This is a genomic window from Pseudomonas sp. ML96 (assembly GCF_000761545.1).
GTDB lineage: Bacteria > Pseudomonadota > Gammaproteobacteria > Pseudomonadales > Pseudomonadaceae > Aquipseudomonas.
In genome coordinates this window covers 111,077-126,110 of record NZ_JPMY01000006.1, presented here as the reverse complement: position 1 = coordinate 126,110, position 15,034 = coordinate 111,077, and the positions used below count along the sequence as shown (strand labels likewise).

The following is a 15,034-nucleotide window of genomic DNA, read 5'->3' as shown; positions in this document are numbered from 1 at the left end:
TGATCCCGTCTCGTTCCACGCCCCCTTCCGACGCGGTCATCTGCCGCCGACCCGCTCACCACAACCAATGCTTACCTGATTAGCCGCAGGAACCGTGTCATGCCTGATTACCGCTCGAAAACCTCCACCCACGGCCGCAACATGGCCGGCGCCCGCGCTCTGTGGCGCGCCACCGGGATGAAGGACGAAGACTTCAAGAAGCCGATCATCGCCATCGCCAACTCCTTCACCCAGTTCGTGCCTGGCCACGTGCACCTGAAGGACCTGGGCCAGCTGGTCGCCCGCGAGATCGAGAAACACGGCGGCGTGGCCAAGGAATTCAACACCATCGCCGTGGACGACGGCATCGCCATGGGCCATGACGGCATGCTCTACTCCCTGCCGAGCCGCGAGATCATCGCCGACTCCGTGGAATACATGGTCAACGCCCACTGCGCCGACGCCATCGTCTGCATCTCCAACTGCGACAAGATCACCCCCGGCATGCTGATGGCCGCCCTGCGCCTGAACATCCCGGTGGTGTTCGTCTCCGGCGGCCCGATGGAAGCCGGCAAGACCAAGCTGGCCAACCATGGCCTGGACCTGGTCGACGCCATGGTGGTTGCCGCCGACGACTCCTGCTCCGACGAAAAAGTCGCCGAGTACGAGCGCAGCGCCTGCCCGACCTGCGGCTCGTGCTCCGGCATGTTCACCGCCAACTCGATGAACTGCCTGGTCGAGGCCCTCGGCCTTGGCCTGCCGGGCAACGGCTCGACCCTGGCCACCCACTCTGACCGCGAGCAGCTGTTCCTGCGCGCCGGCCGCCTGGCCGTCGAGCTGTGCCAACGCTACTACGGCGAGAACGATGCCAGCGTGCTGCCGCGCAATGTCGCCAGCTTCAAGGCGTTCGAGAACGCCATGACCCTGGACATCGCCATGGGCGGTTCGACCAACACCATCCTGCACCTGCTGGCCGCCGCCCAGGAGGCGGAGATCGCCTTCGACCTGCGCGACATCGATCGCCTGTCGCGCAAGGTGCCGCAGCTGTGCAAGGTGGCGCCGAACATCCAGAAGTACCACATGGAAGACGTGCACCGCGCCGGCGGCATCTTCTCCATCCTCGGCGAGCTGGCCCGTGGTGGCCTGCTGCACACCGACGTGCCGACCGTGCACAGCCCGAGCATGGCCGACGCCATCGCCCAGTGGGACATCACCCAGACCAGCGACGAGAAGGTGCACACCTTCTTCAAGGCCGGCCCGGCCGGCATCCCGACCCAGACCGCGTTCAGCCAAAGCACCCGCTGGGAAACCCTGGACGACGACCGCGCCGAAGGCTGCATCCGCAGCGTCAAGCATGCCTATTCGCAAGAAGGCGGCCTGGCCGTGCTGTACGGCAACATCGCCCTCGACGGCTGCGTGGTGAAGACCGCCGGCGTGGATGAGTCGATCCACGTGTTCGAAGGCACCGCGAAGATCTTCGAAAGCCAGGACAGCGCCGTTAAGGGCATCCTCGCCGACGAAGTGAAGGCCGGCGACATCGTGATCATCCGCTACGAAGGCCCGAAAGGCGGCCCGGGCATGCAAGAAATGCTCTACCCGACCTCCTACCTCAAATCCAAAGGCCTGGGCAAAGCCTGCGCCCTGCTCACCGACGGCCGCTTCTCCGGCGGTACCTCGGGCCTGTCCATCGGCCACGCCTCGCCGGAAGCCGCCGCGGGCGGCGCCATCGGCCTGGTGCGTGACGGCGACAAGGTGCTGATCGACATCCCCAACCGCAGCATCAACCTGCTGATCAGCGATGAAGAACTGGCCGCCCGCCGCATCGTGCAGGACCAGAAGGGCTGGAAGCCGGTCGCCCCGCGCGCGCGTAAGGTGACCACCGCGCTCAAGGCCTACGCCCTGCTGGCTACCAGCGCCGACAAGGGTGCAGTACGCGACAAGTCGCTGCTCGACGGCTAAGCCCGTTCAGTAGTTAAAAAGCGCCCCGCAATAGCGGGGCGCTTTGCTTTCTGCACCACAGATCAGCCCTGTATCCTGCCGGGCATGCAGGTTTCGAGGGATAAGGACGATGCTGGTAGCCAGGCGAGTGCAGAAAGTTGCTGAAAAGCAGGATGAAGAACACGGGCTAGAAGAGCTACCACTCGACAACTTTCACATGACGCCAGCATGGGTTCTGTTGGGCGAGCCTGGGGCTGGCAAGAGTGAAGCCCTGAGGCAGGCCTCTCTGGAGGCCGGTGGCGTATACGTCACTGTGAACGAGCTTGTAATAACGACTCCGCCGCTGGAGGAGTGGCGCGGGAAAACCCTATTCATCGACGCGTTAGATGAGGCCCGCTCTGCGGGTGCTGACAGCCTACCTCTACGCATCCGCCAACAACTGCTTCAACTTGGCAAACCAGCCTTCCGACTCTCCTGCCGCGCAGCTGACTGGTACGGATCGACAGACATCTCTGATTTGCAGGGTGCCAGCCCTGATGGCCAGTTGAAGGTATTGCAGCTATGTCCGCTGAGTGGCGAGGACATCCAGCAAATCCTGCACAGCAATTACAACGTCGCCGATCCCAAAGCTTTTATCGAACAAGCCGAACGCTACGGCATTGCCCAGCTGCTGAGTAATCCACAGATGCTCGGCCTGATGGCCAGGGCCGTCAGCGGTGAAAAATGGCCGGAAAGCCGCAACGAGGTTTATCGACTGGCCTGCGAGAAATTGGTGGCGGAAAACAACGTTCGCCACCGGCAAACCAGTGAAGCCAAAACGACCGATAACGAAATCTTGCTGAAAGCGGCAGGGCAGTTGTTCGCAGTACAGCTACTTTCGAGTAAGGCGGGAATTGCCAGCGATTTAGACTCCAGCGACTTCAGTTACCCAGCACTCAGCCAGTTCAAGCCAGAAATCCCCGCCGCAGCTAGAAGGGCACTGCAATCTGCCTTATTCACCCCCTCCCCTGGTAACGCTGAACACCTAACGCCTCACCACCGCAGCATTGCCGAATATCTGGCGGCCAGCTGGCTGGCGGACAAGCTGGATCGCGAAAGCCTGCCACATGGCCGTCTACTTAATCTGTTGTTTGGCTTCGATGGAGGAGTAGTCGCCGACTTACGGGGACTAGTCGCATGGCTGGCTCAACAGAGCACATCAATACGTAGGCGCCTGATAGAAGCAGATCCGCTCGGTATCGTGCTGTATGGCGATGTAGGTCCGTTCAGCACCGCAGACAAGCGATATCTGCTGCAGGCCCTGCGCCAGCAGGCAGAGAAGTTTCCGGGATACCGCTGGCACCTTTGGCAAGACATGACTGGGTTCAGGGCCTTGGCAGACGAATCGCTGCTTGAGGACTTTCAGCGCATTCTGCAGGCTTCCGAGCGCGATGAAGCAACACAGTCCCATATGGATTGTGTGCTGGATATTCTTGAGTACGGCCATGCTGATGCTTCTCTGGCAACTCCACTGCTCGCGACGATCAAAGACACTTCGCTCTGGCAACGCCTTCGAAATAGCGCGCTTAGTATTTGGCTGAAAGTGACCTCTCCTACTGAGAGCAAAGCCTTGCTGTCGCAGATATGCAGCGGTGAGGTTGAGGACGAAGATGACGAGTTGTTGAGCCAACTGCTAGATCGGCTATATCCGGATTTTTTGATGCCGAACGAGCTTCTCCACTGCCTTCATCCACCCAAGGACACACATTTGATTGGAGGCTATCTGATGTTCTTGGAGCATGGGCTATCGGAACGAGCCCCAGCGGATCAGTTACCGGCGTTGTTGGATGGGCTTTGTGCAAAGAGCGATTTTTTTGATGAAGACAGAACCGAGTGGATGCTGTCCCGCTCGGTTGGTCGATTGCTTGTTCGTACTCTCAATGAGTTCGGTGAATCCGCTACAGATGAGCAGCTCTTTAACTGGCTAGGGGCCGGAGCTAATCAATATGGGCATTTCAACAGGGAGCAAGACTCTCGAGTACAGATCCAGAGTTGGCTTGAACAGCGCCCAGAGAGATACAAGGCCGTACTTAATCAATGCGTCCAAACCATTGCGAGCGATAGCAGGCGTATCCCCCACCTCTATTTGCACGATGCAATCCCACCAGCAGATATAGGGCTCTGGCATCTCCGGCGCGCAGGCACGCTGGAGGACGAGGCGGCAGCCAAAATCCATACTCAATTTGCAATTCACGCTCTAATGCAGCAACGCGGTGCCGAAGGGCTGTCTCTGGAGGTTTTAGATGCCTGGGCACAGAAGTTCCCAGATAGGGCTGCCTGGTTACACAAAGGGCTTTTCTGTGATTTGGAACAGGAGAGCTGGCGCTTGCAAGACGCAGCGCGTACTCGCAGCTACAGAGAGCGGCAAGCAGAGCAGCGCCACCAGAGAACTCAACACATTACTCCCGAACTTCCCGCAATTGCTGCCGGCACGGCCTCGGCACACCTGCTGGAAGATCTTGTGAGGGTTTGGCTAGATCGTTTCTCGAACATTCATGGGGAAACAATTAACGCCCGCTTTGCCAGCTACAGCGATCTAGGCGACGGCCTTATGCAGGCAGCCGAGTCGGGGTTTCGTAGATGCCTGCAGCGCCCTGATCTGCCTTCTGTCACAGAGATCATCTCTCTGAGTCAATCTGGAAAGCGCTATTACATTAGTCTTCCCTGTCTGCTTGGCCTGCAACTGAGCTGGGTAGATACACCCGAGCAAGTGACGGCGCTGCCAGATGATCGAGTTGAGTTATTGCTCGCCATTTATCTCTGCACGCCACACTTCGGGCTGGATGATCTGAGCACTTGGTGCGCGCAAACCGCGCAGCAGCGTCCCGAATTGTTTGCCCGTGTGCTGGTTCGCCAGGCCACTAGTACGTTTGCTGCAGGCAGTACATCTGCAGGCATGACTTACTTATTGGCTAGAGATACTGCCTATGCAAAGGTCGCTCAGCTGGCCAGCCCAGGTTTGCTGCAACAATTTCCCGAAACAGCCGCTGCGCAGCAACTCCATGACCTCCGGCAGTTGCTGAAAGCGGCTCTAGTGTCCGCTCCGGAGTGCCTTGCTGCGCTGGCTCTACAAAAGTTGAAATTGCCACAACTCAATACTGACCAGCGCCTTCTGTGGCTGGCACTGCAGGTACTGAATGGCAGCTCTGACGACGAGGATGAGTTCTGGCAACGCCTCGGCGAGGCAGAGGAGGCAGATGTAGCTATGCAGCTAGCGGTTGAAGTCCTGATGCAAGGCATTCAACTGCCGGCCCTGTGCCCCTCCCAACCAGAACGCATTCTGGGGCGCTTGATCGAGGCACTTATCCCTCATGCCGACCTAGAGCGTGGCCGTGGAGGCTTCGTCACTGCAGCGATGGATCTTGGCGACGAACTGCGCGGCATGATCGACTGGTTTGGCACGCAAACTAATGTAGAGGCCCGAAATGAGTTGCAGCGCCTGCTTGATAGCCCAGCGTTGTCTACTCAGCACTACAGGATTCGGAGCACATTGGAGCAGCAGCAAGCGCGCAGAAGGGAAGCTGAATTCCGTTTCCTGGGCTTGGAGGAGGTCGCCGACGTGCTGGCCAACCAGGTGCCAGCGAATATCGCTGATCTAATGCACCTTACCTTGAGTCACCTAGACGACATCGCCCATGAACTACGCCATGCCAATGACGACGGTTATCGGATGTTCTGGAATATTCCCAATGGGCAGCCCCCCAGCCGGCGCGGAGAAAACCTATGCCGCGATGTTCTATTGGCCCGCTTGCGATCTCGCCTGGATGCTCACGGCATTGGCATTGCCCCGGAATATGACCATGCAGGAGACAAGCGCGCCGATCTTCAACTCGACTACCGGAACCAGTTGGCCCTGCCGATTGAGATCAAGCGTGATGATCACGACAAGTTATGGACAGCATTGCGCGATCAGCTGATTGCCCAGTATGCCCACGCACCGAAGTCTATGGGACACGGGATTTATTTGGTGCTTTGGTTTGGCGACAGCAAGAAATTGAAAAGCCCACCGAACAGGAAACCAAAACCCACAACACCCGATGAGCTGAGAGCTAGATTGGAAAGCCTGCTCTCGGAGGAAGAACGAAAAAGGGTGTTCGTACGTGTGCTGGATGTCAGCTGGCTCTAAGTAAACGCAATGTTTCAAGGGCGCGGCTTGAGTCAGGCGCGCCGCTGAATTACCTCTTCCGCTGTGCTGCAGTGGCGTAGAATCGCCGCTTTTTTTCGCGGAGCCTGCCATGAGCGCACTGGAAAAACCGCCCGTCGACGACGCGCGCAACGAACTGGTCTACGGCCCGGAAGACCGCCCGCGCCCGCTGGTGGCCATGCTCGCCGCGCTGCAGCACCTGCTGGCGATCATCGTGCCGATCGTCACGCCCGGTCTGCTGATCTGCCAGGCGCTCGGTGTGTCGGCGCGCGACACCAACCTGATCGTGTCGATGTCGCTGGTCATCTCCGGTATCGCCACCTATGTGCAGTGCAAACGCTTCGGCCCGTTCGGCGCCGGCCTGCTGATCGTTCAGGGCACCAGCTTCAACTTCGTCGGCCCGCTGATCGCCGGCGGTGCGCTGATGGTCAAGCAGGGAACGCCGGTCGAGGCGGTGATGGCGGCGATCTTCGGCGTGGTCATCGCCGGCTCCTTCGTCGAGATCGGCGTGTCGCGCATCCTGCCCTTCGTCAAACGCCTGATCACCCCGCTAGTCACCGGCATCGTGGTGCTGATGATCGGCCTGACGCTGATCAAGGTCGGCCTGATCAGCATGGGCGGTGGCTTCGCCGCGCTGGGCAACGGCACCTTCGCCAACGCCGAGAACCTGCTGCTGTCGGGCAGCGTGCTGGCCATCATCGTCGTACTCAACCGCATTCCCGTGGTGTGGATGCGCAGCTGCGCCATCGTCATCGCCCTGGCCGTGGGCTACGCCCTGGCCGGCTACCTGGGCCGCCTGGACTTCACCGGCATGCACCAGGCCGAGCTGTTCCAGGTGCCGATGCCGCTGCACTTCGGCATCGGCTTCTCCTGGAGCCTGTTCATCCCGATGCTGGTGATCTACCTGGTCACCTCGCTGGAAGCCATCGGCGACATCACCGCCACCAGCAAGATCTCGCGCCAGCGGGTAGAAGGCCCGCAGTGGATGCAGCGGATCAAGGGTGGCGTGCTGGTCAATGGCACCAACTCGCTGCTGGCCGGGGTGTTCAACACCTTCCCCAGCTCGGTGTTCGCGCAGAACAACGGCGTGATCCAGCTCACCGGCGTCGCCAGCCGCCACGTCGGCCTGTGGATCGCCGCGATGCTGGTGCTGCTCGGCCTGTTCCCCAGCGTCGCCGGAGTGATCCAGGCGGTGCCGGAACCGGTGCTCGGCGGCGCAGCGATGGTGATGTTCGGTGCGGTGGCCGCCTCGGGGATCAACATCCTCGCCGGCATCGACCTCGACCGCCGCGCCCTGCTGATCATCGCCGTGAGCCTGGCGCTGGGCCTGGGCGTGTCGCAGGTACCGGAGTTCCTCGCGCACATGCCGGCGGCGATGCGCAACGTGCTGGAGTCCGGCGTCGCCACTGGCGGCATCTGCGCCCTGCTGCTGAACTGGTTCCTGCCAGAGACGCCGAAGCAGCCATAACCGCCGCCACAGGAGGCCGAGCGTGCCCGAGCCCACACTGCGCATCGGCCTGATCAGCGATACCCACGGCCTGCTGCGCCCCGAGGCGCTAGCGGCCCTGGCCGGTTGCGAGCAGATCCTGCATGCCGGCGATATCGGCAAGCCGGAAATCCTTGAGGTACTGCGCCAGATCGCCCCGCTGAGCGTGGTGCGCGGCAACAACGACGAAGGCCTGGCCTGGGCCACCGAGTTGCCGCTAGTGGTCGAGCTGCAACTCGGCGGCGTGGGTCTTTATATGGTGCATGAGCTGGCCCATGTGCCGGCCGAGCTGGCGGAAAGTGTGCAGGTGGTGATCACCGGTCACTCGCACAAGCCGCTGATCGAGCAGCGCGACGGGCGCCTGTGGGTCAACCCTGGCAGCGCCGGGCCACGGCGCTTCAAGCTGCCGATCAGCGTCGGCCTGCTGCATATCGCCGACGGCGCCGTGCGCGCCGAGCTGATCGAACTGCAGACTTAGTCGGGGCGGGTCAGCTGACCCCGACGTAGCGATCGGCGCGGTGGTTGAGCGCCAGCACCAGGTTGAGCATCACCGCACCGAGCACCGACAGCGCCACCTTGTCCGGTGTCACCACGAAGATCGCCCCCAGCACGATGACCGCGTCGATGCCCATCTGCACCGTGCCGGCGCGCACGCCGAAGCGCTCCTGAATGAACAGCGCGAGGATGTTCACCCCGCCCAGGCTGGCGCGGTGACGAAACAGCATGAGCAAACCCAGGCCCATGGCCGCGCCGCCGAACAGCGCGGCGTACAGCACGTTGAGGTGGGTGAAGGCGACCCAGCCCGGAGTCAGCTCGGCCAGCAGCGACACCAGCAGCACCGCGCAGCCGGTGCGCAGGGTGAAGCCCCAGCCCAGGCGCCAGATGCCGAGCAGGTAGAACGGCAGGTTGACCAGGCAGAACACCAGGCCGAACGGCCAGCCGGCCAGGTACTTGGCGAGGAAGGCGATGCCCACGGTGCCGCCGGTGAGCAGCCCGGCCTGGCCGTAGAAGGCGATGCCCAGAGCCACCAGGGCGGTGCCGAACAGCAGCGCCAGGGCATCCTCCCACAGCGGGTGGCGGACGAAGATGGCGGCGACCGTTTCCGTCTGCGCGGGCTCGGCGGTGTTGTCAGTCATGGATGAAACCTGTTGGAAGAAGACACAAGCATAGGGCGCCGCCTTCCGTGGAAAGCGACGTCGATCAATGGCAGTGAAGAAAAGTCCTAGCGGCGCTGCCAGGTCTCGAAGCAGTAGGCGGGGCTGCTCTCGGCGGCAGCATGTTCCTCGCGCTCGCTGCGTTGCCAGGCGGCCTCGTCGAAGGCCGGGAACCAGGCATCGCCCTCGGGCTGCAGAGCCACGCGGGTCAGGTAGAGACGCGCGGCCTGGGCCAGGCCCTGTTCGTAGAGCTGGGCGCCACCGATCAGCATCAGCTCGTCCACGCCCTGCTCGCGGGCCCACTGGTCGGCACGCACGATGGCCTGCTCCAGCGAGGCAAACACCTCGGCTCCTTCCAGCTGCAGCCCGGCCTGGCGGCTGACCACCAGGTTGAGGCGGCCCGGCAGCGGCCGGCCGAGCGAATCCCAGGTCTTGCGGCCCATGATGATCGGCTTGCCGAGCGTCTTGGCCTTGAAGTGCTTGAGGTCCGCCGGCAGGTGCCAGGGCAGTTGGTTGTCGCGGCCGATCACGCGGTTTTCCGCGAGGGCGGCGATCAGGCAGAGGGGCAGGGTCTGGTTCATGCCGGCGAGGATACCAGAGGCCCCGGTGTGAAGCAGCGCGCAGCATGGCCGGCGGTCATCGTCCTGCCATGACATGTTCGGTAAACGGTCATCGCGGGCGGTCAGGGTGGATGCGCTGTTACCCTCTCCCCACCCCGCAAGGAGCGTTGCCATGCAGATCCAACCCCTGCGGCATTGGCTGGTCGCCGCCAGCCTGACGTTGCCATTCTTCGCCTATGCCGGCGACGCCGTGCCCACCGCCCGCGCCGAACCGACGCCCCTGGTGATCGGCCATCGCGGTGCCAGCGGCTATGTGCCGGAACACACCCTGGCCGCCTACGCCCTGGCCGTGCTGCAGGGCGCCGACTACATCGAGCCGGACCTGGTGATGACCCGCGACGGCCAGCTGGTGGCGCGCCACGACAACGAACTGGGACTGACCACCGACGTCGACGCGCGCGCCGAGTTCGCCGAGCGCAAGCGCACCCAGACGGTCGACGGCATCAGCCTCACCGGCTGGTTCAGCGAGGACTTCACCCTGGCCGAGCTGAAGAGCCTGCACGCCATCGAGCGCATCCCCGCCATCCGCCCCGGCAACGCCCGCCTGGACGGCGCCTTCGCGGTGCCGACCCTGCAGGAGATCATCGACCTGGTGAAGACCCTGGAGCGCAGCGAGCGGCGGCGCATCGGCCTGTATATCGAGACCAAGCACCCCACCCACTTCCAGCAACTCGGCCTGGCCCTGGAGGGCCCGCTACTACGCACCCTGACGCGAAACGGCTACCAGGACCAGCGCGACCCGGTGTACATCCAGTCGTTCGAGGTCGACAACCTGCGGCAGATGGCGCAGCGCAGCCGCCTGCGCCTGGTCCAGCTGTTCGGCAGTGGCCAGCCCTACGACCAGCAGGCACAGGGCTCGACCCTGAGCTACGCGCAGATGGCCACGGCCGAGGGACTGCGCCGCATCGCCCGCTACGCCGCCGGGGTCGGCCCGGAGAAGAGCTACGTGATCCCGCGCGACGCCGCCGGCAACCTGGGCCAGCCGACCCGCTTCGTCGCCGACGCCCACGCCGCCGGGCTCAAGGTGCACCCCTACACCTTCCGCGCCGAGAACGCCTTCCTGCCGACCAGCCTGCGCAGCAGCGAGCGCCCCGAGCAACGCGGCGACAGCGCGGCGGAAATGCGCGCCTACCTCGATGCCGGCATCGACGGGCTGTTCACCGACCAGCCGGACATCGCCGTGCGCCTGCGCCAGCAGCGCTGAGCGGGCAAATGGCCGCCGCCGTGCCACGGCGGCGGTTGTGCGGTTATGCTGCGGCCTCATTCCGGTGAAAGAGACGCCGCGTGAGCGAAGCCCGATCGAACCACCTGCAATGCCTCTGGCTGTGCGAAGCCATCCGCCTGCGCGAGGAGCACGCTGGGCCGCTGGAGGACGCCGAAGCCAATCGCCTGGCACGCCAGGCCGGTAGCGACCTGGCCACCCGCATCCAGACCCGCGCCCTGTTCCTCGCCGGCCGCGACGGCCAGACCCGTGCCCTGCGCCACTGGCTGCAGGGTGCTCGCCTGGCCCTGCTGGTGCTGAGCCTGCTAGCCCTGCTCAGCGGCGCCGGCCTGGCCTTTGCCGCGCTGGGCGACGGTTCGCGCCCGGTCAACGTGTTCTGGGCCCTGGGCAGCCTGCTCGGCCTGCACCTGCTGACCCTGTTCGGCTGGCTGCTCGGCCTGCTCCTGGCCGGCGAGCACCAGGCCGCTCTCGGCCGCCTGTGGCTGTGGCTCAGCGAGAAGCTGGCGCGCGACGCCGCAGCTGCCCAGCTCGGCCCGGCGCTGGTCCTGCTGCTGCAACGCCGTCGGCTCAACCGCTGGCTGCTCGGCGCCCTGGTCCACGGCCTGTGGCTGCTGGCGCTGGGTTGCGCGGCAGTGATGCTGCTACTGCTGCTCAGCACCCGGCGCTACGGCTTCGTCTGGGAGACCACGCTGCTCTCCAGCGACGCCTTCGTCGCCCTCACCCACCTGCTCGGCGGCTTGCCCGCCCTGCTCGGCTTCCCCCTGCCGGACGTCGATACCATCCGCGCCAGTGGCGACGCCGCGCTGACGGCGGAAGCCGCCCGCCACGCCTGGGCCGGCTGGCTGCTCGGCGTGCTGCTGGTGTTCGGTCTGCTGCCGCGCACCTTGTGCCTGCTGCTGTGCCTGTGGCGCTGGCAGCATGGCCACAGGCGCCTGAGCCTCGACCTGAATCTTCCGGCCTACCGCCTGCTGGCCGAGCACCTGCAACCGCCGGCCGAACGCCTAGGCGTGATCGACCCAGCTCCGGCCGCGCTGCCAGAGACCCAGGCCGGCGCCGCCGTGCAGGCCAGTGCCGGCGCCCTGCTGGTGGCGGTGGAGCTGGACGACAGCCGCCCCTGGCCGCCGCCACTGGGCAAGAGCGTGGCCGATGCCGGCGTGCTCGATAGCCGCGAACAGCGTCGCCACCTGCTAGAGCAGCTGACCCGTTTCCCGCCGGCGCGCCTGGTGGTGGCCGTCGACCCACGCCGCTCGCCGGACCGCGGCACCCTGGCGCTGCTCGGCGAGCTGTCGCGCACGGCCGCCGCCACACGCGTCTGGCTGCTCACGCCACCGCCGGGCGAGGCCCTCGACAGCCAGCGCCTGGGCGACTGGCACGAGGCCCTGCAGCGACTCGGCCTGGCCTGCGCCGACACCTCCCCCCTGGGCTGGCTGGAGAGCGGCCATGACTAAGGCACTACGCCTGGCCGTGGTCGGCCACACCAACGTCGGCAAGACCTCGCTGCTGCGTACCCTGCTGCGCGACGCCGGCTTCGGCGAGGTTTCGCACCGGCCCAGCACCACCCGCCATGTCGAGGGCGCGCGCCTGTCGGTGAACGGCGAGGCACTGCTGGAGCTGTACGACACCCCCGGCCTGGAAGACGCCATCGCCCTGCTCGACTACCTGGAGCGCCTCGACCGCCCGGGCGAACGCCTGGACGGCCCGGCGCGCACGCTGCGCTTCCTCGACGGCGCCGAGGCGCGCCAGCGCTTCGAGCAGGAGGCCAAGGTGCTGCGCCAGCTCATGGCCAGCGACGCCGGCCTGTACGTGATCGACGCCCGCGAGCCGGTGCTGGCCAAGTACAAGGACGAGCTGGCAGTGCTCGCCGGTTGCGGCAAGCCGCTGCTGCCGATCCTCAATTTCAGCGCCAGCGAGCGCCAGCGCGAGAATGAATGGCGCGAGGCCCTGGCCCGCCTCGGCCTGCATGCGCTGGTGCGCTTCGACACCGTGGCGCCGCCGCTGGACGGCGAGCGACGCTTGTACGAGAGCTTGGCCCTGCTGATCGAGTCAGCCCGGCCGCAGTTGGACCGCCTGATCGCCGACCACGAGGCCCAGGCCGAGACCCGGCGCCAGGCCGGTGCCAGGCTGATCGCCGAGCTGCTGGTGGACTGCGCCGCCTGCCGCCGTAGCGTCGCCGCTCAGCCGCAGATCGAACAGGGCGAGATCGCCGCGCTGCACCAGGCCGTGCGCCAGCGCGAACAGCAATGCGTCGAGGCCCTGCTGCGCCTGTACGCCTTCCGCACCGGCGACGCCCAGGCCGGCGACCTGCCGCTGACCGATGGGCGCTGGGGCGACGATCTGTTCAACCCCGAGACCCTGCGCCAGCTTGGTGTGAAAGTCGGTGGCGGGATGGCCGCCGGCGCTGCTGCCGGTGCCGGTGTCGATCTGCTGGTCGGCGGCCTCACCCTGGGCGCCGCCGCACTGCTCGGCGCACTGGCCGGCGGCGGCCTGCAAACCGCGCGCAACTATGGCGGGCGCCTGCTCGGCAAGCTCAAGGGCCAGCGCGAACTGAGCGTGGACGACAACGTGCTGCGCCTGCTCGCCCTGCGCCAGCGCCAGCTGCTGGCCGCCCTGCTCGCCCGTGGCCATGCGGCGACCGGCGCCATCCAGCTCGATGCCCCGCGTGACGACAGCTGGCGCGAGGGCAAGCTGCCCGAGGCACTGCGCCGCGCCCGTGCCCATCCCGAATGGTCGTCACTCAACGCCGGCGCGCGCCTGGAGCAGGCCGAGCGCCGTGAGCAGGTCGAGCACCTGAGCGCGGAGCTGGGCGGCAACTGAGGCGTCGCCGGCGGCAGCCGCTTGCCGCCGCATCACCTGGCGGCTCTCCCCGTCCTGCCGGCAAGTCGCTGATTCGCAAGGCCTTGCACAAAAAATAGCCGGCCTGGCATCGACCTTGCTCCTGGCACAGTCCGCGCTCATGCGGATCCAGGAGGAGCCATGAACAGCATCAGCGGCATCGCTGGGCAGTATTCGCTGCCCATCAGCGGCCTGCGCAGCAAAGAGGGCTTTCGCGAGGAGGAACAACTGGCGCTGACTCCGCCGGTCGCGCCGCCCGCCGCCTTCAAGGCCGACGCGGGCTACGACCACCAGGCGGAGCAGGCCTACGAGGAGTCCTTCGCCAAGCTGCGCGTCAACCTGCAGAACCGCGCCGAGGCCGATGGCGTGGCCACTAGCGTCAACCAGGGCCAGCTCAGCGAGCCCCTTGGCGACGAGGACCCGGCCGTCAAAGCCTTCCGCGAGTACATGGCCATGACCCCGGCCGAGAAGATGCGCGACGCCATCCTCAAGGAAATGGGCCTGACCGAGGAGGAGATCGACGCGCTGCCGCCGGAGCAGCAGGAGGCAATCGAGAAGCAGATCGCCGAGCGCATGCAGCAGCGCGCCGAGTTGCAGGCGGCCAAGGAGCAGGAGGAGAAGGCCAATGGCATCTCCGCCATTGAGGCAGCCAGCGAAGAGCAGGCGACGCTCTTCTCCTGAATGCGCGATGACCTGCTCAGCGCCGGCTGAGGCTGGTCCACAGGGTGGCGGCAACGATCAGCAGGCCGCCGACCCAGGCCTGCAAGCTCAGCTCCTCGCTCAGCCAGAGCACAGCGAACAGCGCGCCGAACAGCGGCTCGCTGCCCATCAGCAGGCTGACCCGGGTAGGGCTGCTACGGCTCAGCGCCCAGTTCTGCACATAGAAGGCGAACAGGGTGGCGAACAGCACCAGGTACAGGCTGCCGACCCAGAACGCCGGCGCACTCGGCAGCGGCGGCAGGCCGCCGGGCAACAGCAGCGCGCCGAGCAGCAGGCAGCCGAAGCCAATCACCCCGGACTGCACGGCGGTCAGCGCCAGCGGTGGCACTTCGCGATCCGCAGTGAGGCGCCGGGTCAGGCACACCTGGAAGGCACGCAGCAGCGCGGCGGCCAGCATCAGGCCGTCGCCCAGACCGAAATCGAGGTCGACGCCGCCGCTGAGCAGCCAAGTGCCGAGCAGCGACAGCACCACCGCCGGCAGCAGGCGCGCATCCGGGCGCTGGCCGAGCATCAGCCACTCGACGAAGGGTGTCAGCACCACGCACAGGCTGATCAGGAAGGCGGCGTTGCTCGCCGTGGTCAGCTGCACGCCGTAGGTCTCGCAGAGGAAGATCGCCAGCATGGCCAGGCCCAGCGGCAGGCCGGGCGCCCAGGCACGCCTCCCCTCGCCGCGCAGCTGCGGCGCCAGCAGCAGGAAGGTGATGCAAAAGCGCACGGCGAGAAAGCCCAGCACCGGGTAGAACACCAGCGCCTGCTTGGCCACGCCGTAGCTGGTGCCCCACACCAGCGCCACCAACAGCAGGAGCAGGTCGCTACCGTGCAGCAGGCGGGAACGATGGGTGGCGGTCAGGCTGGTCATGGCGGCGGCTCACGGTAGGAAGGTAGCGATTGTCCATTGTC

At 65.3% G+C, this 15,034-nt stretch carries 11 protein-coding genes; 8 read left to right on the top strand and 3 right to left on the bottom strand.

The window, feature by feature from the left end; all coding sequences use genetic code 11:
• Positions 1-99: 99 nt before the first annotated feature.
• From ilvD to IP89_RS04560, 4 genes are all read left to right on the top strand, one after another.
• Complete coding sequence (gene ilvD / locus IP89_RS04575; protein WP_043308002.1) at positions 100-1,938, top strand: dihydroxy-acid dehydratase; 1,839 nt, start codon at positions 100-102, stop codon at positions 1,936-1,938.
• A gap of 109 nt (positions 1,939-2,047) precedes the next feature.
• Positions 2,048-6,082 carry a hypothetical protein gene (locus IP89_RS04570; protein ID WP_043308001.1) on the top strand — a complete coding sequence of 1,345 codons (4,035 nt, stop codon included), beginning with the start codon at positions 2,048-2,050 and terminating at the stop codon, positions 6,080-6,082.
• Between the two features lie 109 nt (positions 6,083-6,191).
• The gene (locus tag IP89_RS04565) at positions 6,192-7,568 is read left to right on the top strand and encodes a nucleobase:cation symporter-2 family protein (protein WP_043308000.1); all 1,377 of its coding nucleotides are present in this window, start codon (positions 6,192-6,194) and stop codon (positions 7,566-7,568) included.
• Positions 7,569-7,605: 37 nt separating this feature from the next.
• Positions 7,606-8,064, top strand: coding sequence for a metallophosphoesterase family protein (locus IP89_RS04560; protein ID WP_043308211.1), 459 nt, complete (start codon positions 7,606-7,608; stop codon positions 8,062-8,064).
• A gap of 10 nt (positions 8,065-8,074) precedes the next feature.
• Here the strand turns inward: IP89_RS04560 and IP89_RS04555 are convergent, their stop codons facing one another.
• Positions 8,075-8,722 carry a YitT family protein gene (locus IP89_RS04555; RefSeq protein WP_043307999.1) on the bottom strand — a complete coding sequence of 216 codons (648 nt, stop codon included), beginning with the start codon at positions 8,720-8,722 and terminating at the stop codon, positions 8,075-8,077.
• An 86-nt stretch (positions 8,723-8,808) separates the two neighbouring features.
• Positions 8,809-9,333 (bottom strand): dihydrofolate reductase, encoded by a 525-nt coding sequence (locus tag IP89_RS04550; RefSeq protein WP_081963179.1) that lies wholly within the window; start codon positions 9,331-9,333, stop codon positions 8,809-8,811.
• A 139-nt stretch (positions 9,334-9,472) separates the two neighbouring features.
• On the opposite strand from IP89_RS04550, the gene IP89_RS04545 reads away from it, so the two are divergent.
• From IP89_RS04545 to IP89_RS04530, 4 genes are all read left to right on the top strand, one after another.
• The gene (locus IP89_RS04545) at positions 9,473-10,564 is read left to right on the top strand and encodes a glycerophosphodiester phosphodiesterase (protein WP_043307997.1); all 1,092 of its coding nucleotides are present in this window, start codon (positions 9,473-9,475) and stop codon (positions 10,562-10,564) included.
• An 80-nt stretch (positions 10,565-10,644) separates the two neighbouring features.
• The gene (locus tag IP89_RS04540; protein ID WP_043307996.1) at positions 10,645-12,030 is read left to right on the top strand and encodes a DUF2868 domain-containing protein; all 1,386 of its coding nucleotides are present in this window, start codon (positions 10,645-10,647) and stop codon (positions 12,028-12,030) included.
• Positions 12,023-13,396, top strand: coding sequence for a DUF3482 domain-containing protein (locus IP89_RS04535; protein ID WP_043307995.1), 1,374 nt, complete (start codon positions 12,023-12,025; stop codon positions 13,394-13,396). The genes IP89_RS04540 and IP89_RS04535 overlap by 8 nt, the downstream gene beginning before the upstream one ends.
• Positions 13,397-13,555: 159 nt before the next feature.
• Positions 13,556-14,095: a hypothetical protein gene (locus IP89_RS04530; protein WP_052080954.1), complete on the top strand. Its 540-nt coding sequence runs from the start codon at positions 13,556-13,558 to the stop codon at positions 14,093-14,095.
• 16 nt (positions 14,096-14,111) lie between these two features.
• Here IP89_RS04530 and IP89_RS04525 read toward each other — a convergent pair whose 3' ends face one another.
• The gene (locus IP89_RS04525; RefSeq protein WP_043307994.1) at positions 14,112-14,993 is read right to left on the bottom strand and encodes a DMT family transporter; all 882 of its coding nucleotides are present in this window, start codon (positions 14,991-14,993) and stop codon (positions 14,112-14,114) included.
• Positions 14,994-15,034 lie beyond the last annotated feature (41 nt).

Excerpts from the sequence above, each read along its gene's own strand:
- IP89_RS04555 (WP_043307999.1), bottom strand. The coding sequence starts at position 8,722 with ATGACTGACAACACCGCCGAGCCCGCGCAGACGGAAACGGTCGCCGCC.
- ilvD (WP_043308002.1), top strand. The coding sequence starts at position 100 with ATGCCTGATTACCGCTCGAAAACCTCCACCCACGGCCGCAACATGGCC.
- IP89_RS04570 (WP_043308001.1), top strand. The coding sequence starts at position 2,048 with ATGCTGGTAGCCAGGCGAGTGCAGAAAGTTGCTGAAAAGCAGGATGAA.
- IP89_RS04535 (WP_043307995.1), top strand. The coding sequence starts at position 12,023 with ATGACTAAGGCACTACGCCTGGCCGTGGTCGGCCACACCAACGTCGGC.
- IP89_RS04530 (WP_052080954.1), top strand. The coding sequence starts at position 13,556 with ATGAACAGCATCAGCGGCATCGCTGGGCAGTATTCGCTGCCCATCAGC.
- IP89_RS04545 (WP_043307997.1), top strand. The coding sequence starts at position 9,473 with ATGCAGATCCAACCCCTGCGGCATTGGCTGGTCGCCGCCAGCCTGACG.
- IP89_RS04565 (WP_043308000.1), top strand. The coding sequence starts at position 6,192 with ATGAGCGCACTGGAAAAACCGCCCGTCGACGACGCGCGCAACGAACTG.
- IP89_RS04525 (WP_043307994.1), bottom strand. The coding sequence starts at position 14,993 with ATGACCAGCCTGACCGCCACCCATCGTTCCCGCCTGCTGCACGGTAGC.